Consider the following 25033-nt stretch of genomic DNA (forward strand, 5'->3'; position numbering starts at 1 on the left):
CTCTTGCCTGCCGAGGTTACTCAGCCGTAGCGTGCCGGACACGGCGCTGTTGTCCTGGTGAATGCCCCGACGCCCCCCTGGGAGGTGCGCGACCCCGCTCCGCCTCCGGGTGCCGGGCCAGCACCCGGCCTGTGACCGTGGAGACAAGTGCCGCGGCGCTGTTTGTCTGCCCGGTGACAAAGAGCGCGACGGTGGCCCGAATGTCTGGTCCGGCCTGTTGTCAGTGCACCGCGCACCGGCTTAACGTGCGCTCCGCGTGTACGCCGAAGCACCCTTTTTGGAGGTGATGTGGGAATCGAAGTGGCGGTCGAGGGGCTGACCATGTCCTTCGGCAAGCAGACGATCTGGAGGGATGTGTCCCTCACCCTGCCACCCGGCGAGGTCAGCGTCATGCTGGGCCCGTCCGGCACCGGAAAGACGGTGTTTCTGAAATCGCTCATCGGGCTGCTCAAACCGCAGCGCGGCCGGGTTCTCATCAATGGCGTCGACATGGTGAACAGCCCTGCCCGCGATATTTACGAGACCCGCAAGGTATTTGGGCTCATGTTCCAGGACGGCGCCCTTTTCGGGTCCATGTCCGTCTTCGACAACATCGCCTTTCCGCTGCGCGAGCACACCCGTAAGAAGGAGTCCGAGATCCGCCGCATCGTCATGGAGCGGATCGAGGTCGTCGGGCTGCTCGGCGCCGAGGGCAAGCTGCCCGGCGAGATCAGTGGCGGGATGCGCAAGCGGGCGGGGCTCGCCAGGGCGCTGGTCCTCGACCCGCAGATCATCCTCTGCGACGAACCCGACTCCGGCCTCGACCCGGTGCGTACCGCCTACCTCTCCCAGCTGCTGATCGACCTGAACGCGCGGACGGACGCGACGATGCTGATCGTCACCCACAACCTCGACATCGCCGCCCAGGTCCCCGACAACATGGGGATGCTCTTCCGCCGCGAACTGGTCACCTTCGGCCCGCGTGAGGCGCTGCTGACCAGCGACGAGCCGGTGGTGGCGCAGTTCCTCGACGGCCGCCGCGAGGGCCCGATCGGGATGTCCGAGGAGAAGGACGCCGCCACCCTCGCCGCCGAGGCCGCCGGTCCCGGCACCCTCGTCGCGGCGCGGCCCCGCCGGGTCGTCCCGCAGCTGGAGCCGTCCGAGGGCCTTCCGCCGCGCCGGGCCGTCGCCCGGCACCGGGAGCGGGTCAGGGGCGTGATCGACACCCTGCCGCCCGCCGCCCGCGAGGCGATCCGGCAGTCCTACGCCGCCCACCCCACCGCGCCGCTGCCCACGGCCGGGAGCGGCGCATGATCACCGCCGCGCTGCGGGAGACCGGCCACCTGTTCGCGCTCGCCGCCGAGGTCGCCCGGGGCGTCTTCCGGCGGCCGTTCCAGTTCCGCGAGTTCATCGAGCAGTTCTGGTTCGTCGCCAGCGTCACCATCCTGCCCGCCGCCCTGGTCTCCATCCCGTTCGGCGCGGTCATCGCCCTCCAGGTCGGCTCGCTCACCCAGCAGCTCGGCGCCCAGTCCTTCACCGGCGGCGCCAGCGTCCTCGCCGTCGTCCAGCAGGCCAGCCCGCTCATCGTCGCCCTGCTGATCGCGGGCGCGGGCGGTTCCGCGATCTGCGCCGACCTCGGCTCCCGCAAGATCCGCGAGGAACTCGACGCCATGGAGGTCATGGGCATCTCGCCGGTGCAGCGGCTGGTCGTACCGCGGGTGCTGGCGACGATGGGCGTGGCCGTGCTGCTCAACGGGCTGGTCTCGGTGGTGGGCATCCTCGGGGGGTATTTCTTCAACATCTTCCTCCAGGACGGCACCCCCGGCGCCTACCTGTCCAGCTTCTCCGCCCTCGCCCAGCTGCCCGACCTGTACGTCAGCGAACTCAAGGCGCTGGTCTTCGGGTTCCTCGCGGGCCTGGTCGCCGCCTACCGCGGACTGAACCCGCGCGGCGGGCCCAAGGGCGTCGGCGACGCCGTCAACCAGTCCGTCGTCATCACCTTCCTGCTGCTGTTCTTCGTCAACATGGTGATGACGAGCGTCTACCTCCAGATCGTCCCGCCGAAGGGAGGCTGAGGCCGGTGGCCTCCCCGCTCGTCTGGCTCGACCGCTCCGGCGACCAGCTGCTGTTCTACACCCGCGCCCTGCTCTGGGTGCCGCGCACCCTGCACCGCTACCTCAGGGAGGTGCAGCGCCTCCTCGCCGAGGTCGCCTTCGGCACCGGCGGACTCGGCGTCATCGGCGGCACCATCGGCGTGATGGTCGCGATGACCCTGTTCACCGGCACCGTCGTCGGGCTCCAGGGGTACGCCGCCCTCGACCAGATCGGCACCGCCGCCTTCACCGGGTTCGTCTCCGCCTACTTCAACACCCGCGAGATCGCCCCGCTGGTCGCCGGACTCGCCCTGTCCGCCACCGTCGGCGCGGGGTTCACCGCGCAGCTCGGCGCGATGCGCATCAACGAGGAGGTCGACGCCCTCGAAGGCATGGGCGTCCACTCCATGCCGTACCTCGTCACCACCCGCATCATCGCCGGGGTCGTCGCCATCATCCCGCTCTACGCGATCGGGCTGCTCTCGTCCTTCCTGGCCTCCCGGTACGTCACCGTCTGGTTCAACGGCCAGTCGGCGGGCACCTACGACCACTACTTCAACCTGTTCCTGTCACCCACGGACGTCCTGCTCTCCGTACTGAAGGTGTTCCTCTTCAGCGTGATGGTGATCGTCGCCCACTGCTACTACGGCTACCGCGCCACCGGCGGCCCCGCCGGGGTCGGCGTCGCCGTGGGGCGGTCGGTGCGCAACGCCATCGTCCTGATCAGCGTCACCGACTTCTTCCTGTCGCTGGCGCTGTGGGGCGCCACCACGACCGTGAAGGTGGCGGGCTGAGATGCGCGGTCCCACGACCCTGGACCGACGCCTCGCCGGAGTGGCGTTCTGGCTGGTCCTCGCCCTGCTGGTGTGGCTCGCCGTCGCCGTCTACGACAAGGAGTTCACCGACTCCGCCCCGGTCGTCGTGGAGACCGGCAGCGTCGGCAACGAGATGCACCTGGGCGCCGAGGTGAAACTGCGCGGCGTCGTCGTCGGCGAGGTCCGCGCCATCGACGCCACCCCCGAGGGCGCCCGCCTCACCCTGGCGATGAAGCCCGGCGCCCTCGACGACATCCCCGCCGACGTCCGCGCCCAGATGCTGCCGACCACCCTGTTCGGGGAGCGGTTCGTGGCCCTCGTACCGGCGGGCGGGGCCTCCGGCGGGACGCTGGCCGCCGGGACCGTCATCCCGCAGGACCGGTCCGCCAACGCCGTCGAACTCCAGCAGGTGCTCGACAACGTGCTGCCGACGCTCACCGCCGTCCAGCCGCAGAAGCTCGCCGCGACCCTGTCCGCCGTGTCCCGGGCGCTGGAGGGACGCGGCGACGACCTCGGCGACACCCTCACCCGACTCGACGCGCACCTGCGGAAGTTCAACCCGCAGCTGCCCACCCTCAACCGCGACCTGAAAGAACTCGTGAAGGTCAGCCACCTCTACGCCGACGCCGCCCCCGAGGTCCTCACCGCCCTCACCGACGCCACCACCACCAGCGGCACCCTCGCCGAGAAGGACGGCGACCTCGCCGCCACCCTCGGCACCACCACCACGGCCGCCGAGGACACCACCGCCTTCCTGCGGCAGAACAAGGACAACATCATCCGCCTCGGCGCCGCCTCCCGACCCACCCTCGAACTGCTCGCCGAGTACAGCTCCGCGTTCCCCTGCACCCTGCGCACCCTCGCCGAGTTCGTCCCCAAGATGGACAAGGCGCTCGGCAAGGGCACCGACCGCCCCGGACTCCGCGTCGACGTCACCACCGTGACCTCCCGCGGCGCCTACCGCCCCGGCCGCGACACCCCGGTGTACGACGCCACCGGCGGACCGCGCTGCTACCCCGTGCCCTACCTCGGCGTGCCCGCCCGGCCCGCCGCCGAGGCCCCCACGACCGGCGACCAGGACCTCGGACCGGCCAACTCACCGCAGGAGAACGACCTCGTCAACGAACTCCTCGCCCCCGCCCGCCCGGACGCCGACCTGCCCGCCTGGAGCAGCCTGCTCGCCGGACCCACCCTGCGCGGCACGGAGGTGACCCTGCGATGACCCGCCGCCGCGACCCGCACACCCGGCGCCGCCCGCTCACCGGACCGGTGCTCAAGTCGCTCGCCTTCCTGGTGGTCACCGCCCTCGCCACCACCGTCCTCGCCCTGAGCGTCTCCGGCACCGGCGTCGGCGACGACACCCTCACCTACCGGGCCGTCTTCAGCGACGCCACCGGCGTCACCGACGGCGACAGCGTCCGCGTCTCCGGCGTCGAGGTCGGCGAGGTCACCGACGTCCGCGTGGTCGACCGGCGGCTCGCGCAGGTCACCTTCACCGTCCGCGAGGACCGCGCGCTGCCCCGCTCCACCACCGCCGCCGTGAAGTACCTCAACATGGTCGGCCAGCGCTACATCGCCCTCGACCGCGGCACCGGCGACCTCACCGGCACCCTGCACGGCGGCGACACCATCCCGCTGGACCGCACCGCGCCCGCTCTCGACCTGACGCTGCTCTTCAACGGCTTCAAGCCGCTGTTCGAAGGGCTCGACCCGAAGGAGGTCAACGAACTGGCGGGCTCCATCGTGCAGGTCCTGCAGGGCGAGGGCGCCACCGTCGACAGCCTCATCCGGCACATCGGCTCCCTCTCCACCACCGTCGCCGCCAAGGACGAGGTCATCGGGGAGGTGGTGGAGAACCTCAACACCGTCCTGACCACCCTCAACGACCGCGAGGCCGACTTCGACGGCCTCGTGGACACCCTCCAGAAACTCGTCAGCGGCTTCAACGAGGACCGTAAGCCCCTCGGCCGCGCCGTCGAGGCGATGGGCGACCTCACCACCGTCACCGCCGACCTCCTCCAGGACGGCCGCGAACCCCTCAAGGAGGACATCCGCCAGCTCGGCCGCCTCTCCGGCAACCTCGCCGACGCCACCCCGCAGATAGCGGACTTCCTCGCCAAGAGCCCCGCCAAGCTGACCGCGCTGGCCCGGCTGTCGTCCTACGGCTCCTGGTTCAACTTCTACCTCTGCGAGGCCCGGGTGAACGGCGTGACCACCTCCGACGGCTCCCGGCCGCCCACCGGCATCGCGCTCACCGAAGCGAGGTGCGGCGCATGAGACACCTCAAGCCCGTCCGCGAGCGCGACCCGGTCTCCGTCGCCCTCGTCGGCCTGCTCCTGCTGGGGCTGCTCACCGTCGCCGTCTACCACGCCGGACGACTGCCCCTGCTCGGCGGCGGCACCGCCTACAGCGCCGACTTCTCCGAGGCCGCCGGGCTCGACGAGGGCGACGAGGTCCGCGTCGCCGGGGTCAAGGTCGGGGAGGTGACCGGCGTGTCCCTCGACGGCGACCGCGTCAAGGTCAGCTTCGAGGTGGAGGACGCCTGGATCGGGGACAGGACCACCGCCGCCATCGCCATCAAGACGCTCCTCGGCGACAAGTACCTCGCCCTCGACCCGCTCGGCACCGGCCGCCAGGACCCCGGCACCCGCATCCCGCTGGCCCGCACCACCTCCCCGTACGACGTCACCCAGGCGTTCCAGGACCTCAGCGGCACCGTCGACGCCCTCGACACCCAGCGGATGGCGGAGAGCTTCGAGACCATCTCGGAGACCTTCGCGGACTCCCCGCCGCACGTCCGCAAGGCCGCCACCGGCCTCTCCGACCTGTCGAAGTCCGTCTCCAAGCGGGACCGCGAACTGTCCCGGCTGCTGCGCGGCAGCAACCGGTTCACCCGCACCCTGAAGGACCAGAAGTCCAGCTTCGAGACCCTCATCGAGGACGGCGGCTCCCTGCTCGGGGAACTGGAGGACCGCCGCGACGCCATCAAGGCCCTGCTGGACGGCAGCCGCGACCTCTCCACCGAACTCAGCGGCCTCGTCAAGGACAACAACGACCAGCTCACACCCACCCTCAAGGCGCTCGGCCGGGTCACCAAGGTGCTCCAGAAGAACACGAGACAACTCGACCGGACCCTCGCCCTCGCCGGGCCCTACTACCGCCTCGTCGGCAACACCATCGGCAACGGCCACTGGTTCGACAGCTACCTGTGCGGGCTCGTCCCCCGCGACTACCTGCCCGCGCGGTCCCAGCCGGAGAACGGATGCGTACCGCCCAAGCCCTCGACGGGAGGTGAGCGATGACCCAGCGCCGCAAGATCCTCGCGGCCGTGATCGCCCTCGCCGTGGTCGCCGCCGGACTGGCCACGGCCCGCGCCCTCGACGACCCCGGCCTGCGCCTGACCGCCTACTTCGACCGCGCCACCGGCATCTACGCGGGCTCCGACCTGCGCATCCTCGGCGTCAAGGTCGGCGAGGTGGAGTCGGTCGACCCCCAGGGCACCCGCGTCCGCGTCGACCTCGCCCTCGACGACGGCGTACGGGTGCCCAAGGGGGCGCGAGCCGTGGTCGTCGCCCCCAGCGTCGTCGCCGACCGGTTCGTCCAGCTCACCCCCGCCTACCGGAACGGGCCCGCCCTCACCGACGGCGCCGTCCTGCCCGCCTCCCGCAACCGCACCCCCGTCGAGATCGACCAGCTCTACGCCTCCCTCATCGACCTCAGCCAGGCCCTCGGCCCCGACGGCGCCAACTCCACCGGCGCCCTCTCCGACCTGCTGACCACCGGCGCCGCCAACCTCGACGGCAACGGCAAGGCCATCGGTGACAGCGTCGAGCAGTTCGGCAAGGCGGCCCGCACCCTCGACGGCTCCAGCGACGACCTGTTCACCACCCTCAGCCAGCTCCAGACCTTCACCACCATGCTCAAGGACAAGGACGACGACGTCCGCACCGCGCAGGAACGCCTCGACACCGTCGTCAGCTTCTTCGCCGACAACAAGGACGACCTCGCGGGCGCCCTCGACGAACTCGGCACCGCCCTCGGCCAGGTGAAGACCTTCATCCAGGACAACCGCGGCGAACTCAAGGACAACGTCGAACGCCTCGTGCCCGTCACCCAGACCCTCGTCAGACAGCGCGCCTCCCTCGCCGAGACCCTCGACACCGCCCCGCTCGCCGCCGACAACCTCGTCGGCGCCTACGACACCGGCACCGGCCGCATCGACGGCCGCACCAATATCAACGAGATCAGCATGGGCGGGCCGCTGCTGCCGCTGCCGGTGAGCGGGGAGGAGACGCGGTGAGACTGCTCGGACGCGGCGCGCTGACCGCGGGCGCCGGACTCGGCGGACTGCTCGCCCTCGGCATCGGCTTCACCCTGGCGGTGAGCGCCTTCTCCCTCTCCCCGCCCCGCTTCGACGGCCTGGAGGACCTGCCGCTGCCCGGCGGCGCCGACCTCGGCTCCCACCCCTACACCGTCACCGCCGAACTCGACGACGCCCTCAGCCTCGTCCCGCACGCCTCCGTCAAGGTCAACGACGTCGCCGTGGGCCGGGTGACCGGCATCCGCCTCGACGACGACTGGACCGCCCGTGTCACCCTCAAGATCAACGGTGACGTGACGCTGCCCGCCGACGCCGGGGCCCGCCTCGAACAGTCCAGCCTGCTCGGTGAGAAGTACGTCCAGCTCGTCGCCCCGGCCAGGACCGCCACCACCGCCCGCCTCACCGACGGCAGCGTCATCCCCGTCTCCCGCACCGGCCGCAACACCGAGGTCGAGGAGGTCTTCGGGGCCCTGTCCATGCTCCTCAACGGCGGCGGCGTCAACCAGCTCAAGACCATCACCCACGAACTCAACGCCGCGCTCGGCGGACGCGAACCCCAGGTCCGCTCCACCCTGCGCCGGGTCGAGGAACTCGTCTCCGACCTCGACGCACACCGCGGCGACATCACCGACGCCCTCGACGGCGTCAACCGGCTCTCCGCCACCCTCGCCGGACGCGACGACGACGTACGCACCGTCCTCACCGGGCTCTCACCCGGCCTGAAGACCCTGCACGAACAGCGCGGCTCCCTGCTGACCATGCTGCGCTCCCTGGACACCCTCTCCGACGTCGCCGTCACCACCGTCGACGCGAGCAAGGACGACATGGTCGCCGACCTCAAGGCCATCGCCCCGACCCTCAAGGCCCTCGCCGACGCGGGCACCGACCTGCCCGACTCCCTCCAGGCGCTGATCACCTACCCGTTCACCGACGAGGTGCTCAACGGGGTGAAGGGCGACTACCTCAACGTGTACCTCGACATGACCGCCGCGCCCGGCACCCAGGTCATCCCGCCGCTCGTCCCCGGCAACGGCACCGCCACCACCCCACGCCGGGCCGCCGACCCGCTGCCGCTGCCCTCCACCGACGGGGGGCGGGACCGGTGATCACCCTCGCGATCCGGCTGAAGAACCTCGCCTTCCTCGTCATCGCCGTCCTCGTCCTGGGCTTCGTCGGCATCCGCTACGCCGACCTGGGCCGCCACGTCGGCCTCGCCGACTACTACACCGTGGACGTCGACCTCCCCACCACCGGCGGCCTGTTCACCCACTCCGACGTCACCTACCGGGGCGTCTCCGTCGGCCGGGTCGGGCCCATCGACCTCACCGCGGACGGCGTCGTCGCCCACCTGCGCATCAGGAAGTCCGCGCCGGACATCCCCGCCGACACCCGGGCCGTCGTCGCCGGACTGTCCGCGGTCGGCGAGCAGTACATCGACCTGCGCCCCGCCAGCGACGGCGGCCCCTACCTCGCGGACGGCTCCCGCATCGAACGCCCCGACACCCAGGTCCCGGCGCCCGTCACCGACGTCCTCACCAGCGTCAACGACCTCACCCGGTCCGTACCCCTGGACGACCTGCGCACGGTCGTCGACGAACTCGGCAAAGCCTTCGAGGGCCACGGCGACGACCTGAGGATCCTCCTCGACAGCGGCGGCGACCTCGTCGACGCGGCGGACCGGGCGCTGCCCTCCACCACCCGCCTCCTGACCGACGGCGAGACGGTGCTGCGCACCCAGGCCGAGGAGGCCGACGCCATCCGCGGCTTCGCCGAGGGCGCCGAGGAACTCGCCCGCACCCTCAAGGGCTCCGACTCCGACCTGCGCCGCCTGCTCACCGTCACACCCGAGGCGGCCACCCAGGTCAGCGGAGTGCTCCGCGACCTCGACCCCAGCCTCGGCGTCGTCCTCGCCAACCTGCTCACCACCAGCGAGGTCGCCGTCACCCGCCAGCGCGGCCTGGAGGAACTCCTCGTCACCTACCCGGCGGCCGTCTCCGCCGGCTCCACCGCCGTCGACGGCGGCCGGATGAACCTGGGCCTGGCGGTCACCTTCTTCAACCCGCTGCCCTGCACCTCCGGCTACGAGGCCACCCGCTACCGCAACGGCCTCGACCTCGGCACGACGCCGCCGCTCAACACGGCCGCGTCCTGTACGGCACCGGCGTCCAGCGGCGTCAACGTACGGGGCTCGGCCCACGCGCCCAGGGGCGGCCCGGTCCCGGAACCGGCACGCCCGGGCTCACTGCCGTCCGGCTCCGCCGCGACCAGCACCGCCGCTTCGAGCCTGCCGGGGGCGCTGGCCCTGCCCGGCACGGGCGACACCGCGCGCCCGGACCTGGCGGACCTGCTGTCTCCCCCGGCCCCGGAGGACGCCCGATGAACCGGACCCGGCTGCTCACCACGGCGGCCCTCGTCCTCGCGGTCGGCTTCAGCGGAACCGGCGCGTGGACCTACGCCCAGGCGCGCAACGACGACTCCCTCACCTACGGCCGCGCCCGCGACGAGGCGCTGGCCGACGGGCGGGACCGGCTCGCCGTACTCAACACCCTGGACGCCTCCACCAAGGAGACGGCCCGCGCGGGCATCCGCGCCTGGCGCGCCGCCGCCACCGGACCGCTCCGCGACGAACTGGCCGGCACCGAGCCCACGGCGGGCGCGTCCGCCCGGGGCACCGTCACGGAGGCCGCGATCACCGCCCTCGACGCCCGCGCGGGCACCGCCAAGCTCATCGCCACCGTGCGGGTGGAGGTCACCCGACCCGGCGCCAAGTCCCCGACGACGGACCGCAAACGCCTGGAGGCCGTGCTGACCCGCACCGCGGAGGACGACTGGAAGGTCAAGGCCCTGAGCGCGATCCCACTCGCCCGCGCGCTGGAGGGGGAGGACGGCTGATGGCGTACCTGTTGCGGGGGAGACGAGCGCGGGACGCGGAGGAGGAACGGGAGCCTGCCGAGTCGTCCGGCGACGCGGGGGCGTCCGGCGTTGCTGAGTTGGCCGACGTCCACGAGTCGTCCGAGGCCGCCGAGTCATCCGGCGTCCGCGAGCCGTCCGGCGCCGACGAGCCATCCGGCGCCGACAGGTCGTCCGGCGTCCACGAGCCATCCGGCGTCGCCGAGTCGACCGGCGCTTCCGAGGCTGCCGACCTCGACGCCTCCGACACCCCTCGCCACACCCCCCGCCACACCCCCCGGCGCCGCCTCCCCCTGATCGCCGTCGCGCTGGCCTGCGCCCTGCTGCTGGGCGCCGGTTCCTGGTTCTTCCAGGCCGCCCATGACCTCCGTACCGACCCCTCCGCGCGGAACACCGCGCTGACCGACACCGAGGCCACCACCCGGGTGGAGGGGGACGTCGGCAGCGCGCTCGCGCGGGTGTTCTCGTACACGCCGGACGGGCTCGCGGCGACGGAGCGCTCGGCACGAGGCGTCCTCAGCGGGCGGGCGGCACGCCAGTACGCCGCGCTGGTCGACCGGATCCGCGAGGACGTCGCCCGGCAGGGCGTCACCCTCAGCACCCAGGCCGTACGCACCGGCGTGATCGAACTCGACGGCGACAGCGCCCGCCTGCTGGTCTTCCTCGACCAGATCTCCCGCCGCGGCAAGGACAAGCCCACCGCCGCGGCGGCCCAGCTCACGGTGACCGCGCGATGGGAGCGGGACGAGTGGCACATCGTCGACATCACACCCCGGTGACCGCGTCCGCGCCCGGGAGAGGAGACAACCCCATGCGACGTACGAACCGCGCGGTGACCGCCGTGGCCCTCGCCCTCACCCTCGTCGCGGGCGGCTTCGCCGCCTGGGCGGGCTGGGACTGGTACGCCGCCGCCCACGACGACTCGACGGCGTACGCCACCCAGCGCGACCGCGCCCTCGCCGCCGGGGAACAGGCCGTACAGAACCTCAACACCCTGGACCACCGCGACCTGGACCACGGCCTGGACCTCTGGGAGTCGTCCACGACCGGCGAACTCCACGACCAACTGGTCGACGGCCGCGACGCGTTCGCCAGCCAGGTGAAGGCGGCGAAGACGGTCACCACGGCCAAGGTGCTCTCCGGCGCCGTCACCGAACTCGACGACCGGGCGGGCCGCGCCCGGGTCCTCGTCGCCCTGCGGGTCACCGTCAAGGCACCCGACGCCCCGAGCACCGACAAGGACAGCCGTCTGCTCGGCGAACTCACCCGCACCGGCGACCACTGGAAGCTCAGCGCCCTGGGGCAGGCCCCCGTCGGCGGCACCCCGGCCGGCTGAACCGGCCACCGCAGGAGAGGACGACACCGATGCCGACGACCACCCGCCACTCCCTCAACAGCCGTCGCCGCCGCCAGGCCCGCGAGGCGGACCGCCCCGAGCCCACGGCGCCCACGGCGGCGCAGGCCCGCACACGCCCCGACACCCCTGAAGTCGAGGACCGCCCCCGCCGTCACCTCCGCCTCCCCCTCCCCGCCCTGCTCTGCGCCCTCACGCTCCTCCTCGGCGGCTTCGCGGGCTGGGCGCACGGGCGGGCCGAAGGGCTGCGCGACGACTCGGCGGCCCGCAACACCGCGCTCACCGACATCGCCCGCACCAGCGAGATCAAGGGCCAGACCGCGAAGGCCGTGGCCGCGCTGTTCTCCTACGACCACGCCCACCCGGCCGCGTTCGAGAAGGCGGCCCGGGACCTGCTGACCGGCAGGGCCGTCGACCAGCACAAGGCCCTGCTCGGCGACGTCCGCGCCAGCGCCGAACAGCAGAAGGCGGTCATCACCACCACCGTCACGGACAGCGCGGTCGAGCGCATCGACGGCGACCGCGCCAGGGTGCTGGTCTTCGCCGACCAGAGCAGCGTCAGCACCGCCGGAAAGAAGACGGAGAAGGCCAGCGACGAGGGCACGTACGCCGGAGCGATGCTCGCCGTGGACGTCGTACGGCGCGACGGCCGCTGGCTGGTCTCCGGCATCGACACCTTCGGCCGCTGAGCACGCGCCCACGCGACAACGCACCTCAGGAGGGACCGCCCGCCATGCCCGCACCCCGCGCCCGACGCCTCACCCCCCGCACCCGGCAGGGCCTGCGGACCACCGCCGTCGCCGTGGCCGCGGTGGCCGCCCTCACCGCCTCGCAGGCACCGACCCCCACCCAGCGCCACGAGGCCCGCCCGGCCGCCGACGACGAACCCGCCGCCCCCGCCCCGGAGGTCCCGTTCGCCGAACTCGACCCGCCCGGCGACTCGTCGTACCACACCGAACTGCCGCCCCTGGCCACCCCGGAGTTACCCCCGCGCCCCGCCCAGGCGGACCGCGTCCGCGCCGAGTCCGGCATCCCGGGAACCGTGCTGCGCGCCTACCGCGCCGCCGAACGCTCCGTGGCCCGCACGGACCCGCGCTGCGCGCTGCCCTGGGAACTGCTCGCGGCGATCGGCAAGGTGGAGTCGGGGCAGGCCCGCGGCGGCGCCGTCGACCGCGACGGCACCACCCGGGGCCGTATCACCGGCCCCGCCCTCGACGGCAACGGCTTCGCGCTGATCCTGGACAGCGACGGCGGTGTCCACGACGGCGACACGGTGTACGACAGGGCGGTGGGGCCGATGCAGTTCCTGCCGTCGACCTGGGCGCACTGGGGCGTGGACGGCAACGGCGACGGCCGCGCCGACCCGAACAACGTCTTCGACGCGGCGCTGGCCGCCGGACACTACCTGTGCGCGGGCGACCGGAACCTGGACCGGGCCGCGGACCTGGACCGGGCGGTCCTCAGCTACAACTACTCCGAGTCGTACCTCAGGCTGGTCCGCTACTGGCTGGAGTTCTACCGCGGTGGCGTGCACCCGGTCCCGGACGGCAGGGGAGTCGTACCGACATCCCCCGGCGCGGGCGGGACCACCCCGGCGACGGAGCCGGTCGACGAGCCCACCGGCGGCGGCAGGGGCGGCGGCGGAGGCATAGTGATCGGCCCCGACCCCACCCCGTCCGAGGGGCCCACCCCCCCGACCCCCTCCCACATCCCGGGACCGACCCCCACCCCGTCCCCGTCGGGCACCTCACCGGACCCGACACCGACCCCGTCCGACTCCCCGACCGACTCACCCACCCCGACCCCCGCTCCGGACCCCACCGACACCCCCGACCCGAGCACGGACCCCACCACGGACCCGACCACCGAGCCGACCCCCGACCCCTCCGACTGCGCCACGCCGTCCCCGACGCCGACGGCCACCCCGCCCGAGAGCGAGCCGACCTGCCCGCCGGACACGACCCCGGAACCCGAGGTGAGCTGACCGGGCGTGCAGGATGGGGGGTATGGATCTCCGCATCTTCACCGAACCCCAGCAAGGCGCGACCTACGACACCCTGCTCACCGTGGCGAAGGCCACCGAGGACCTCGGGTTCAACGCCTTCTTCCGCAGTGACCACTACCTGAGGATGGGGTCCGTGGACGGCCTCCCGGGCCCCACCGACGCCTGGATCACCCTCGCCGGGCTCGCCCGCGAGACTAAGCGCATCCGGCTCGGCACGCTGATGACCGCCGCCACGTTCCGGCTGCCCGGCGTCCTCGCCATCCAGGTAGCGCAGGTCGACCAGATGTCCGGCGGCCGGGTCGAACTCGGCATCGGCGCGGGCTGGTTCGAGGAGGAGCACACGGCGTACGGCATCCCCTTCCCGCAGGAGAAGTTCGCCCGCCTGGAGGAACAGCTGGCGATCGTCACCGGCCTGTGGGCGACCGAGCCCGGCAAGACCTTCGACTTCCACGGCACCCACTACGACCTCACCGACTCGCCCGCGCTGCCCAAGCCCGCCCAGCGCAAGGTCCCGGTCCTGATCGGCGGCCACGGCGCCACCCGCACGCCCCGCCTGGCGGGCCAGTACGCCGACGAGTTCAACATGCCCTTCGCCTCGGTCGAGGACTCGGAGCGCCAGTTCGGCCGGGTCCGCGCGGCGGCCGAGAAGGCGGGCCGCAAGGGCGACGACCTGGTGTACTCCAACGCCCTCGTCGTCTGCGTCGGCAAGGACGACCAGGAGGTGGCCCGCCGCGCCGCCGTGATCGGCCGCGAGGTCGACGAGCTGAAGGCCAACGGCCTCGCGGGCACCCCCGCCGAGGTCGTCGACAAGATCGGCCGCTACGCCGAGGCGGGCTCCCAGCGGATCTACCTCCAACTCCTCGACCTCTCCGACCTGGACCACCTGGAGCTGATCTCCACCCAGGTCCAGACCCAGCTGAGCTGACCCCCCGCGACCGGTGACCACCCGGAAAACCAGGTGGTCACCGCCGTCGGCTCTGGAACACGCGCGACACGGGCGTCCTTCTCACATCGCCGTGCAGCCGTGCTGGGCCATGGCGCGCGGGTGATACGCCTTCATGAACGCCTTCAGGGCCTTCCGCCGGTCAGCGGTGTCGTCGGGGCGTTCGTCTTCGAGGTTGATCTCGCTGACGAAGACGTGTTCCTTGCCCTTCACCGAGCAGCGGGACACCGCCAGAGCACCCATGTCGGCGACGATCCCCTCCTCGCCGAGGCCCGCGGCGCGGACCGGGCTGCCCATCCTGGCGAGTTCCCGCTCCTTGACCTTCAGCGGATCGGTGCTGACGGTGGTCACCGCCTCTTCGATGCGGAAGACATACGTTCTGTCGACGAGGACCTTGCAGTACCGGATGCTCTGGCCGCTGGGCTGTACCTTCACGGTCTGGCCGTCCGGCATGAAGTCGGACAAGAGGCCGGGATCGATCCGGGTCCCACACAGGTTCTCAGGGAGCGTGTAGTCGCGGCCTCCGCCGCCGCAGCCGGCCGTCAGCAGCAGTGCGCCCGCGGTGGCTGCCGCCGCCGCGGCAGGCCGGAGGCGACGGCCCCGTACGGACGCTGTGGCCGACGTGGTCGCCCCGGTCGGCGGGGTCGCAGCGAGGGTTGGGCCGGTGGGGATCACTGGTCTCCTGACAGTCCGCGTGCACGGCCGTTGCCGTCGAAGGCGGCGCCGTTGATGTCCTGGGTGAGGGTGTAGGGGCTCTGGCCGTGGTCGGGGTTGGCCTCTGCCCAGATGCCCGCCAGGGCTTCGAGCTGGTTCTCGCGGCCCCGGAAGACCTCGCCGTTCTGCTCGTGGTTGCCGGCGTCGATACGGGCCTGCTCGTCCAACTGCCACTGGTAGGCGAGGGCGTCGACACCGCGCTGGACCGCGTCGCCCGCGACGGGGATGAAGTTCGCGGCCCCGCCGAAGCCGTGGTAGAGCCACTTGGCGTCCCAGGACGGGTCTTCCTTGTCGGTGTCGAGGGCCTGGTAGCGCGCCTCTTCCAGGAACCCGACCGTGGCTCCGGCTCGCTGCAGGGTCTCCTTCGGGTCCTGCGGATGGCCGTTGTTGATGTCCTTGACCATCTCGGTGTTGAGGCCGGAGTTGAGGTCGCCGTAGGCGCTCTGGTCCCGGGAGATCTGCTTGGCGACCTCGAAGAGGTCCCCGCGGTCGAACTGACGCGGGTCGTACTTGGGGTCCCTGGGGTCGGTGTGGTCAGCCTGCGCGCTCATCGAGTTGTGCGTCTCGTCGCCCCAGTTGACCAGTACCTTCGCCATGTCGTCGCGGTACTCGGAAGGGAAGTCGTCGCCCAGGTCCGAGAGATAACCGAGGGAGCGGTCCACGACGCCGCGCTGGGCGGCGTTGTGCTCGACCGGGCGGGCGTTCGGGTCGCCGGGGTCAACGCCGGTCGCTGCGGCGACCAAGGCCTTGCCGGTGGCTTCCCGGCCCTGGTTCGTGTCGCCGTCGTCGAGCGGGGTGTCGTCGAGCCACGGGCGTTCCTTGAGCACCCACTCGGCATTGTCCTGCGGTTCGGTGGTGTTGAAGAACTCGGTCGACGCGATGGGACTGTGTGACAGCCCGGTCATGAAGCCGGTCATTGGGTCGCGCCCGAAGTCGTCGCCACCGAGGAAGTTGAGCTTGGGTACCTGCGCGCCCGTCGTCCCCTGCCAGTAGTGGTCGGGAAGCCTCATCTCCTTCTCGGTCGCCACCAGGGCATTGCCATACTTGTTCAAGAACGTGTTGTCGTAGTCGCCGGCGCGCATGAAGTTACTCATGATCTGGAAGCCGTATGCCGCGCTGCCGCGTACCTTGATGCGCTCGTCACCCAGGGCGATCACGTCGTTCTGCCACGTCTGCATGGCCGGCGAGTCCGACTGGGTGGCGCCGGCCAGCGTGAGGCTGATGTTGCGCTGGAGGTCGCCGAACTGGTCACGCGGGGCGTGCTGCAGATCGCCGCCGTCGGACGGGTCGCTGAGATCCATCCAGAAGTCCAGGACGCCTCGGGGGCCCAGGACGGTCGCGAAGCGCTCCTGGAACAAGGGGTCGTCGCGGTATTTCTCCAGCGTCGCGTTCAGGTCTGCGAGCTGGGCGGGGGTCATGTCGTCCCCCTTCTCCTTCATCAGCTTCGCGTAGTGCTCGGCGTCCTCGATGGGCTTGGCGGCGGCGTCCCGGTCCTCGTAGATCTCGCCGCCGGCGAAGCCGTACTTGGCCTCGTCGACGAGGGCGCGCAGGATCTCGGCGGCGCTGCTGTCGCTCTCGGTCGCCCCGGTGAGGATGCGCTGCACCTCGTCGCGGAGGCTGTCGACGTCCTGCTGGGTGTGCTCGGGCACCGTGGTTCCGGCCGCGGCACGGTCCGGGTGGATGTTCATGGTGACGGTGAACGAGCCCTCCCCGGTATCGACGACGGTGAGGTTCTTGCGCAGCCCGTTGGTCATGGCCGTCTGCAACTGTCGCTGATAGTGCACGAGTTCGTCATACGTGTCGCGGAGAACGTTGTGGATGCTGGTCGCCTCGGTGAGGGCGTCCGCGAACTCCCCGACCGTCTTGTCCACGAACTCGCGGCTGACCTGCGAGTTGACGCCCGCCCAACGCGCCTTGTCCGACTTGGCCTTGAGGTTGTCGCGGGCGTCGTCGCCGATGGTCTTCAGGCTGCTGACCACCTTGCCCCAGTCCTCCACCGCGGTCGTCAGCGAACTGAAGTCTCCGTCGCGCAACACGCTGACCCGCATCAGCCGTCCGCCTTCCCACCGAAGCCCTCATCCAAGGTGGCGATGCTGCTGATGGTCCCGTAGACGTAGTACTCGTTCTCGCGGTGGACCCGCTTGGTGAACTCAAGGTGGTTCGAGATGTGGCCGCACGCGTCCTTGAGCGACTGCAACTGCTCGTCCCAGCGGGTGCCGACGTGCTTGAGCGCGGGTCCCAGTTCGAAGCCCTGGGTGGACAGGCCCGACCCGGCTGTCGCGGTGCTCGCCGAGGCGTCGGTGTCCTGTGTGATGAGGTCATTGCGCAGGTCGAAGGCGCTGTCGCCGACCGCGGCCAGATCCTGCTGGTTGACCCGAAGGTCACCGCCTGGTGGCGGCGACATCCCGCCACCCGGGTCGAGCTGATTGAGCTGCATACGCTGCGCGGCGCCCTGCTTCAGCTGCTCCCACTCATCCCAAGCCATCTCTGCCCCCAAGCCTGCCGCCCTGCCTTCAATCGAGAATCAGATCATCGTGGAGTGGAGGATTTCAACCCGCACCCTTCCGCTCCAGGGCGGGATGTCGATACACCGGACCTGGTGTGTGGTAGACGTCGTTTTCAAGGACGCCAGCGGGGTCTGAGTGCCCGACCTGAACCCGGTGGACACCGTGATCAAGCACCGGAAAATCCTGCGTACGCGGTGGGGAACTCGCTGTACTTTGGGCGAGCGCGCCGACGACGAGGTGATCCCGTTGCAGGCTGACCAGCGCCGTTCCGCTGCCAGCTTGAGAAGGGATCAGGAGCCGTCATTTCTGAGGCGCGGGCGCGGCGAGTGTCTGCGGTTCACAGCCTATTTCGAGGTTTTCTCACCATGTTCCTGACCATCACCACCACCGGCACCCCCCAACGCCCCGCCACCGACCTCGGCTTCCTGCTGCACAAGCATCCCGATCGGGCGCAGGCGTTCTCCACCTCCTACGGCACGGCGCACGTCCTCTACCCGGAGGCGGGCGTGGATCGCTGCACGGCGGCGCTGCTGTTGGATGTGGACGCGGTGGCGCTGGTGAGGCGGGGGAAGGGGAAGGGCCGGGGCGGGGCGCCTGACGCGGCGCTCGCGCAGTACGTCAACGACCGGCCGTACGCGGCCTCCTCGCTGCTCGCGGTGGCGCTCAGTGCCGTCTTCTCCAGCGCGATGCGCGGTGTGTGCAAGGCACGGCCGGAGCGGGCCGCCGAGCCGTTGCCGCTGAGGGTGGAGGTGCCCGCGGTGCCCGCCCGCGGTGGCGTCGACCTCGTACGGCGTCTCTTCGAGCCGCTGGGCTGGCGGGTGGCGGCCGAGCCGGTGCCGTTGGACACCGCGTTCCCCGAGTGGGGGGACTCCCGGTACGTGCGCCTGACCCTGGAGTCGGCGGAGCTGACCCTCGCGGAGGCGTTGCGGCACCTGTACGTGCTGCTGCCGGTGCTCGACGACGCCAAGCACTACTGGGTCGCGCCCGACGAGGTCGACAAGCTGCTGCGGGCGGGCGAGGGCTGGCTGCCGGGCCACCCGGAGCAGCAGCTGATCACCAGCCGGTACCTGTCGCGGCGCTGGTCGCTGACGCGGGAGGCGAGGGAGCGGCTCGAACTGGTGCGGCTGGCCGAGGCCGACGACACCGACGTCGAGGAGATTGACAACGCCGTCGGGGCCGAGCGCGAGGTCGAGGAGAAGCCGACGCCGCTCGCCGTACAGCGGCGGGACGCCATCATCGCCGCGCTGGGCGACCGCGGGGCCGCACGGGTGCTCGACCTGGGCTGTGGGCAGGGGCAGTTGGTGCAGGCGCTGCTGAAGGACGCCCGGTTCACCGAGATCGTCGGCGTGGACGTGTCCATGCGGGCGCTCACCATCGCCTCCCGGCGGCTGAAGGTGGACCGCATGGGGGAGCGGCAGGCCGCCCGCGTGAAGCTGTTCCAGGGCTCGCTCGCCTACACCGACAACCGCCTCAAGGGCTACGACGCCGCCGTCCTCAGCGAGGTCGTCGAACACCTCGACCCGCCGCGGCTGCCCGCCCTGGAGTACGCCGTGTTCGGCGCGGCCCGCCCGCGCACGGTCCTCGTCACCACCCCGAACGTCGAGTACAACGTCCGCTGGGAGTCCCTCCCGGCCGGACACGTCCGCCACCGCGACCACCGCTTCGAGTGGACCCGCGCCGAGTTCCGTACCTGGGCCGAGGCGGTCGCGCGGCGGCACGGGTACGACGTCCGGTTCCAGGCCGTGGGGCCCGACGACCCCGAGGTGGGGCCGCCCACCCAGATGGCCGTGTTCACCGTCGAGAACGTGAAGGAGGCGAAGGCCGCATGAGCGAGAACCGCACCGGGGGGCGTGTCCTGCCCGTCACCGACCTCTCCCTCGTGGTGCTCGTCGGCGCCTCCGGCTCCGGCAAGTCCACCTTCGCCCGCCGCCACTTCAAGCCCACCGAGGTCATATCGTCGGACTTCTGCCGGGGTCTCGTCTCCGACGACGAGAACGACCAGGCCGCCTCCAAGGACGCCTTCGACGTCCTGCGCTACATCGCGGGCAAGCGCCTCGCCGCGGGCCGCCGTACCGTCGTCGACGCCACCAGCGTGCAGCAGGACTCCCGGCGGCAGCTCGTCGAGCTGGCCCGGCGGTACGACGTGCTGCCCATCGCCGTCGTCCTCGACGTGCCCGAGCAGGTGTGCGCCGAGCGCAACGCGGCCCGCACCGACCGGGCCGACATGCCGCGCCGGGTCATCCAGCGCCACATCCGCGAACTCCGCCGGTCCGTCCGGGGCCTGGAGCGCGAGGGCTTCCGCAAGGTGCACGTCCTGCGCGGCGTCGAGGAGGTCGAGCAGGCCACCGTCGTCACCGAGAAGCGGTTCAACGACCTGACCCACCTCACCGGCCCGTTCGACATCATCGGCGACGTCCACGGCTGCGCGTCCGAACTGGAGGCGCTGCTCGGCAAGCTGGGCTACACCGACGGCGTCCACCCGGACGGCCGTACCGCCGTCTTCGTCGGCGACCTCGTCGACCGCGGCCCGGACAGCCCCGGCGTGCTGCGCCGGGTGATGTCCATGGTGAAGTCGGGCGACGCGCTGTGCGTGACCGGCAACCACGAGAACAAGTACGGCCGCCACCTCAAGGGCCGCAAGGTCCAGCACACCCACGGACTCGCCGAGACGATCGAGCAGATGGCGGGGGAGAGCGAGGAGTTCCGCGCCGAGGTGAGGGAGTTCGTCGACGGGCTCGTCAGCCACTACGTCCTCGACGGCGGACGCCTCGTCGTCTGCCACGCCGGGCTGCCCGAGCGCTACCACGGCCGCACCTCCGGCCGGGTCCGCAGCCACGCCCTGTACGGCGACACCACCGGCGAGACCGACGCGTTCGGGCTGCCGGTGCGCTACCCGTGGGCGGAGGAGTACCGGGGCCGGGCGGCCGTGGTCTACGGCCACACGCCCGTCCCCGAGGCGAGCTGGCTGAACAACACGATCTGCCTGGACACCGGCGCCGTCTTCGGCGGCAAGCTGACCGCGCTGCGCTGGCCGGAGCGGCAGCTGGTCGACGTACCGGCGGAGCGGGTCTGGTACGAGCCGGTGAGGCCGCTGCGCAGTGAGGCGCCCGGCGGGCACGACGGACGGCCGCTGGACCTGGCGGACGTGCACGGGCGCCGGGTGGTGGAGACCCGGCACCAGGGCCGGGTGGCGGTCCGCGAGGAGAACGCGGCGGCGGCCCTTGAGGTGATGAGCCGGTTCGCCGTCGACCCGCGGCTGCTGCCGTACCTCCCGCCGACCATGGCCCCGACGCCGACCTCGCGGGTCGACGGCTATCTGGAGCACCCGGCGGAGGCGTTCGCGCAGTACGCGGCGGACGGGGTCGCGCGGGTCGTGTGCGAGGAGAAGCACATGGGCTCGCGGGCGGTGGCGCTGGTGTGCCGGGACGCGGCGGTGGCCGCGAAGCGGTTCGGCGTGGACGGCGGGCCCACCGGGTCCCTCTACACCCGTACCGGGCGTCCCTTCTTCGACGACGCCTCCGTCACCGAGGAGGTCCTCGGCCGCCTGCGCACGGCGATCGGTGCGGCCGGGCTGTGGGAGCGGCTGGAGACGGACTGGCTGCTGCTCGACGCGGAGCTGATGCCGTGGTCGCTGAAGGCGTCCGGGCTGCTGCGGTCGCAGTACGCCGCCGTGGGCGCCGCGTCCGGCGCGGTGTTCCCCGGCGCGCTGGCCGCGCTGGAGGGCGCCGCCGCGCGGGGCGTCGACGTGACCGGGCTGCTGGCCCGGCAGCGGGAGCGGGCGGACGCGGCGACCGCGTTCACCGACGCGTACCGGCGGTACTGCTGGACCACGGACGGCCTGGACGGCGTCCGCCTGGCCCCGTTCCAGATCCTGGCCGTCCAGGGCCGCAGCCTCGCCGCCCTCCCGCACGACGAGCAGCTCGCCCTCCTTGACCGCATGGTCGAGCACGACGGCACCGGCCTGCTCCGGACCACCCGGCGGCTGTACGTCGACACCGGCGACCCGGAGTCGGTGGCGGCCGGGGTCGACTGGTGGCTGGAGATGACCGGCCGGGGCGGCGAGGGCATGGTCGTCAAGCCGGTCGGCGCGCTGGTCCGCACCCCGGAGGGGCGTCTGGTCCAGCCCGGTGTGAAGTGCCGGGGCCGCGAGTACCTGCGGATCATCTACGGCCCCGAGTACACCCGCCCCGACCACCTGGAGCGGCTGCGCAAGCGGTTCCTGAACCACAAGCGGTCCCTCGCCGTCCGCGAGTACGCCCTCGGTCTTGAGGCACTGGACCGGCTGGCGGAGGGTGAGCCGCTGTGGCGGGTCCACGAGGCGGTGTTCGGGGTGCTCGCCCTGGAGTCGGAGCCGGTCGACCCCCGGCTGTGAGGCCAGAGCCGGAGCCGGTCGCGCCCCGGCCCTGACCCCGTGCCCGTTCGGTCGGCCCGCGTCCGTGACGTGGGCCGGCCGGGCAGGGAGCGGGCGTGCGCCGGGTGCGGTTCCGGCAGCGGCCGGTCGCGGTCGGCGAGGTGGCGGACCAGGTGGAGCAGGGGCTGGTTCGTAGCCGACCGCGAACAGGAACACCACCGGCGAGAACTGCGCGAACCCGGTCAGCGCCGGGCCGGTCTCCGCGGGGAACAGCGCGTCGTACGCGCCGGGCGCCAGGGTGCCCAGCAGGGTCGGGCCGAGCGCGATGCCCGCCGTCAGCTGGCCCGCGATGTACGGCTGCCGCGGCCGCCGGGCCAGCCAGCCGCCCGCGTGGGCCGCGACCAGGACCACGGCCGCCGCCCCCATGACATGGGTGATCAGCGCGTCAGGGCTCGCCCGGTTCCCCCGTTCTCGTCCGCACCGCGTGCACATCGCCTGGTTCGTCCCGTCGAGCCTAGGAGCGGCCGGGGCCCCTGTGACGTCTCACTGACCGTCGTACGCGGACCGCGTCAGGGGCACGGGGAGCACGGCCCGCGGGCGACGGCGTTCCCGGGCCGCCGGACGCGCGCCTGGGGCACCGATGCGCCCGAGGGGCGCGGGTCTCCTCCGATACGGGGGTGAACAGGCGCCCGAATGGTCAGGATGGAGGCATGGCATTCCAAGTGGACTCCGAGGCCGGGCGGCTGCGCCGCGTCATCCTGCACCGCCCGGACCTGGAGCTGAAGCGGCTCACCCCGAGCAACAAGGACACCCTCCTCTTCGACGACGTCCTGTGGGTGCGGCGGGCGCGCGCGGAGCACGACGGGTTCGCGGACGTGCTGCGCGACCGAGGTGTCACCGTGCACCTCTTCGGCGACCTGCTCACCGAGACGCTGGCCGTCCCGGCGGCCCGCGCGCTCGTCCTGGACCGGGTCTTCGACGAGAAGGAGTACGGCCCGCTCGCCACGGACCACCTGCGCGCCGCCTTCGAGGCCCTGGACGCCCGGGAGCTGGCCGAGGCGCTGGTCGGCGGGATGACCAAGCGGGAGTTCCTGGAGGGCCACGCGGAGCCGGTGTCGGTGCGCTTCCACGTCATGGAGCTGGACGACTTCCTGCTGGGCCCGCTGCCCAACCACCTCTTCACCCGGGACACCTCCGCCTGGATCTACGACGGCGTCTCCATCAACGCGATGCGCTGGCCCGCCCGGCAGCGCGAGACGGTGCACTTCGAGGCGATCTACCGGCACCACCCGCTGTTCCGGGACGAGACCTTCCACCTCTGGTCGGAGGGGCAGGCCGACTACCCGTCCACCATCGAGGGCGGGGACGTCCTGGTCATCGGCAACGGCGCCGTCCTGATCGGCATGAGCGAGCGGACCACCCCGCAGGCCGTGGAGATGCTGGCGCACAAGCTGTTCGCGGCGGGCTCCGCGCGGACCATCGTCGCGCTCGACATGCCGAAGCGGCGCGCGCTGATGCACCTGGACACGGTGATGACGATGGTCGACGGCGACGTCTTCACCCAGTACGCCGGGCTCGGGATGCTCCGTTCGTACACCATCGAGCCGGGCGCCGGGGACAAGGAGCTGAAGGTCACCGACCACCCGCCGGAGCACATGCACCGGGCGATCGCCGCCGCGCTCGGGCTGAGCGAGATCCGGGTGCTGACCGCCACCCAGGACGTGCACGCGGCCGAGCGGGAGCAGTGGGACGACGGCTGCAACGTGCTCGCCGTCGAGCCGGGCGTCGTCATCGCCTACGAGCGCAACGCGACCACCAACACCCATCTGCGCAAGCAGGGCATCGAGGTGATAGAGATCCCCGGCAGCGAACTGGGCCGGGGGCGGGGTGGCCCGCGCTGCATGAGCTGCCCCGTGCAGCGGGACGCCGTATAGGCCGGTCACGGTCACCGGGGCGGCGGGTGCTGTATATAAATGCTGCTTTACGTATAGACTTCCAATGTCCCTGCACCCCCGCCCCTCGGAGCCCTCTGATGCCGACCGTCCCGACCGCCCTCGCCGGACGCCACTTCCTCAAGGAGCTGGACTTCACCGGGCAGGAGCTGCGCGGCCTGATCGAGCTGGCCGCCGAGCTGAAGGCCGCCAAGAAGGCCGGGACGGAGACGCGGTACCTCAGCGGCAGGAACATCGCCCTGGTCTTCGCCAAGACCTCGACCCGTACCCGCTGCGCCTTCGAGGTCGCCGCCGCCGACCAGGGTGCCTCGACCACCTACCTGGACCCCTCCGGCTCCCAGCTCGGCCACAAGGAGTCCGTGAAGGACACCGCCCGCGTCCTCGGCCGGATGTTCGACGCCATCCAGTACCGGGGCGACGAGCAGTCGGCCGTGGAGGAGCTGGCGGCCCACGCGGGCGTGCCGGTCTACAACGGTCTCACCGACGACTGGCACCCCACCCAGATGCTCGCCGACGTGCTCACCATGACCGAGCACACCACCAAGCCGCTCACCGGGACCGCCTTCGCCTACCTCGGTGACGCCCGCTTCAACATGGGCAACTCCTACCTGGTCACCGGCGCCCTGCTCGGCATGGACGTCCGGATCGTCGCCCCGAAGTCCTACTGGCCCGCCCAGGGGATCGTCGACCGCGCCCGTGAGCTGGCCGAGGGCAGCGGCGCCCGGATCACGCTCACCGAGGACGTGGCCGAGGGGGTGCGCGGCGCCGACTTCGTCGCCACCGACGTCTGGGTGTCCATGGGGGAGCCGAAGGAGGTCTGGGACGAGCGCGTCACCTCCCTCGCGCCGTACGCCGTCACGATGGACGTCCTGCGGGCCACCGGCAACCCCGACGTGAAGTTCCTGCACTGCCTGCCCGCCTTCCACGACCTCGGCACCAAGGTCGGCCGCGAGATCCACGCGACCCACGGCCTGGACTCCCTCGAGGTCACCGACGAGGTCTTCGAGTCGGCCCACTCGGTCGTCTTCGACGAGGCGGAGAACCGCCTTCACACCATCAAGGCCCTCCTGGTCGCGACGCTGGCCTGAC

Annotated in this window: 22 protein-coding genes and 1 pseudogene; 19 read left to right on the forward strand and 4 right to left on the reverse strand. The window is 71.8% G+C overall.

All coding sequences use genetic code 11. The annotated features are described in order from the left end of the window. Nucleotides 1-288: 288 nt before the first annotated feature. From ABZ659_RS02650 to ABZ659_RS02720, 15 genes are read left to right on the forward strand one after another with little or no spacing between them, the layout of a single operon-like run. Nucleotides 289-1293 carry an ATP-binding cassette domain-containing protein gene (locus ABZ659_RS02650; RefSeq protein WP_360212623.1) on the forward strand — a complete coding sequence of 335 codons (1005 nt, stop codon included), beginning with the start codon at nt 289-291 and terminating at the stop codon, nt 1291-1293. Continuing rightward, the gene (locus tag ABZ659_RS02655; RefSeq protein WP_360212625.1) at nt 1290-2054 is read left to right on the forward strand and encodes an ABC transporter permease; all 765 of its coding nucleotides are present in this window, start codon (nt 1290-1292) and stop codon (nt 2052-2054) included. Before ABZ659_RS02650 ends, ABZ659_RS02655 begins: the two co-directional genes overlap by 4 nt. Before the next feature lie 5 nt (nt 2055-2059). Then, a complete protein-coding gene (locus tag ABZ659_RS02660) occupies nt 2060-2866 on the forward strand; it encodes an ABC transporter permease (protein ID WP_360212627.1) in 807 nt (268 codons plus the stop codon). Nucleotide 2867: 1 nt separating this feature from the next. Beyond that, entirely contained in the window at nt 2868-4109 is a 1242-nt protein-coding gene (locus ABZ659_RS02665; RefSeq protein WP_360212629.1) for an MCE family protein, read from the forward strand. Next, nucleotides 4106-5164, forward strand: a complete 1059-nt coding sequence (locus ABZ659_RS02670; protein WP_360212631.1) for an MCE family protein — start codon at nt 4106-4108, stop codon at nt 5162-5164. The genes ABZ659_RS02665 and ABZ659_RS02670 overlap by 4 nt, the downstream gene beginning before the upstream one ends. Beyond that, entirely contained in the window at nt 5161-6189 is a 1029-nt protein-coding gene (locus ABZ659_RS02675) for an MCE family protein (protein WP_360212633.1), read from the forward strand. Before ABZ659_RS02670 ends, ABZ659_RS02675 begins: the two co-directional genes overlap by 4 nt. Further along, nucleotides 6186-7187, forward strand: coding sequence for an MCE family protein (locus tag ABZ659_RS02680; RefSeq protein WP_360212635.1), 1002 nt, complete (start codon nt 6186-6188; stop codon nt 7185-7187). Before ABZ659_RS02675 ends, ABZ659_RS02680 begins: the two co-directional genes overlap by 4 nt. Beyond that, nucleotides 7184-8314 carry an MCE family protein gene (locus ABZ659_RS02685; protein WP_360212637.1) on the forward strand — a complete coding sequence of 377 codons (1131 nt, stop codon included), beginning with the start codon at nt 7184-7186 and terminating at the stop codon, nt 8312-8314. The genes ABZ659_RS02680 and ABZ659_RS02685 overlap by 4 nt, the downstream gene beginning before the upstream one ends. After that, complete coding sequence (locus ABZ659_RS02690; RefSeq protein ID WP_360212639.1) at nt 8311-9588, forward strand: MlaD family protein; 1278 nt, start codon at nt 8311-8313, stop codon at nt 9586-9588. The genes ABZ659_RS02685 and ABZ659_RS02690 overlap by 4 nt, the downstream gene beginning before the upstream one ends. After that, nucleotides 9585-10100: a hypothetical protein gene (locus ABZ659_RS02695; protein WP_360212641.1), complete on the forward strand. Its 516-nt coding sequence runs from the start codon at nt 9585-9587 to the stop codon at nt 10098-10100. The genes ABZ659_RS02690 and ABZ659_RS02695 overlap by 4 nt, the downstream gene beginning before the upstream one ends. Next, nucleotides 10100-10897, forward strand: coding sequence for a hypothetical protein (locus ABZ659_RS02700; RefSeq protein ID WP_360212643.1), 798 nt, complete (start codon nt 10100-10102; stop codon nt 10895-10897). The genes ABZ659_RS02695 and ABZ659_RS02700 overlap by 1 nt, the downstream gene beginning before the upstream one ends. A 32-nt stretch (nt 10898-10929) precedes the next feature. Further along, on the forward strand, nt 10930-11454 hold the full coding sequence (locus ABZ659_RS02705) for a hypothetical protein (RefSeq protein ID WP_360212645.1): 525 nt from the start codon (nt 10930-10932) through the stop codon (nt 11452-11454). A 29-nt stretch (nt 11455-11483) separates the two neighbouring features. Continuing rightward, nucleotides 11484-12161, forward strand: a complete 678-nt coding sequence (locus ABZ659_RS02710; protein ID WP_360212647.1) for a hypothetical protein — start codon at nt 11484-11486, stop codon at nt 12159-12161. A gap of 44 nt (nt 12162-12205) precedes the next feature. After that, the gene (locus ABZ659_RS02715; RefSeq protein WP_360212649.1) at nt 12206-13456 is read left to right on the forward strand and encodes a lytic transglycosylase domain-containing protein; all 1251 of its coding nucleotides are present in this window, start codon (nt 12206-12208) and stop codon (nt 13454-13456) included. A gap of 22 nt (nt 13457-13478) precedes the next feature. Continuing rightward, a complete protein-coding gene (locus tag ABZ659_RS02720) occupies nt 13479-14402 on the forward strand; it encodes an LLM class F420-dependent oxidoreductase (RefSeq protein WP_360212651.1) in 924 nt (307 codons plus the stop codon). 81 nt (nt 14403-14483) lie between these two features. On the opposite strand, the gene ABZ659_RS02725 is transcribed toward ABZ659_RS02720, so the two are convergent. From ABZ659_RS02725 to ABZ659_RS02735, 3 genes are all read right to left on the reverse strand, one after another. Next, on the reverse strand, nt 14484-14885 hold the full coding sequence (locus tag ABZ659_RS02725; protein WP_360212653.1) for a hypothetical protein: 402 nt from the start codon (nt 14883-14885) through the stop codon (nt 14484-14486). Nucleotides 14886-15091: 206 nt separating this feature from the next. After that, complete coding sequence (locus tag ABZ659_RS02730) at nt 15092-17182, reverse strand: hypothetical protein (RefSeq protein ID WP_360212655.1); 2091 nt, start codon at nt 17180-17182, stop codon at nt 15092-15094. After that, complete coding sequence (locus ABZ659_RS02735) at nt 17182-17619, reverse strand: hypothetical protein (RefSeq protein ID WP_360212657.1); 438 nt, start codon at nt 17617-17619, stop codon at nt 17182-17184. Before ABZ659_RS02735 ends, ABZ659_RS02730 begins: the two co-directional genes overlap by 1 nt. A 387-nt stretch (nt 17620-18006) precedes the next feature. Between ABZ659_RS02735 and ABZ659_RS02740 the strand changes: the two genes are divergently transcribed. Both ABZ659_RS02740 and ABZ659_RS02745 read left to right on the forward strand, forming a co-directional pair. Then, nucleotides 18007-19470: a 3' terminal RNA ribose 2'-O-methyltransferase Hen1 gene (locus ABZ659_RS02740; protein ID WP_360212659.1), complete on the forward strand. Its 1464-nt coding sequence runs from the start codon at nt 18007-18009 to the stop codon at nt 19468-19470. Beyond that, nucleotides 19467-22013, forward strand: coding sequence for a polynucleotide kinase-phosphatase (locus tag ABZ659_RS02745; protein WP_360212661.1), 2547 nt, complete (start codon nt 19467-19469; stop codon nt 22011-22013). Before ABZ659_RS02740 ends, ABZ659_RS02745 begins: the two co-directional genes overlap by 4 nt. A 180-nt stretch (nt 22014-22193) precedes the next feature. Here the strand turns inward: ABZ659_RS02745 and ABZ659_RS02750 are convergent. After that, a pseudogene (locus ABZ659_RS02750) lies at nt 22194-22484 on the reverse strand (hypothetical protein); the annotation flags it as partial. A 218-nt stretch (nt 22485-22702) separates the two neighbouring features. Between ABZ659_RS02750 and ABZ659_RS02755 the strand changes: the two are divergent. Further along, nucleotides 22703-23926, forward strand: coding sequence for an arginine deiminase (locus tag ABZ659_RS02755; protein ID WP_360212663.1), 1224 nt, complete (start codon nt 22703-22705; stop codon nt 23924-23926). Nucleotides 23927-24024: 98 nt separating this feature from the next. Then, the gene (gene argF / locus ABZ659_RS02760; RefSeq protein WP_360212665.1) at nt 24025-25032 is read left to right on the forward strand and encodes an ornithine carbamoyltransferase; all 1008 of its coding nucleotides are present in this window, start codon (nt 24025-24027) and stop codon (nt 25030-25032) included. Nucleotide 25033 lies beyond the last annotated feature (1 nt).

The sequence above is a fragment of the Streptomyces sp. NPDC006997 genome (genome assembly GCF_040635175.1).
In the GTDB taxonomy this organism is placed as follows: Bacteria; Actinomycetota; Actinomycetes; order Streptomycetales; family Streptomycetaceae; genus Streptomyces.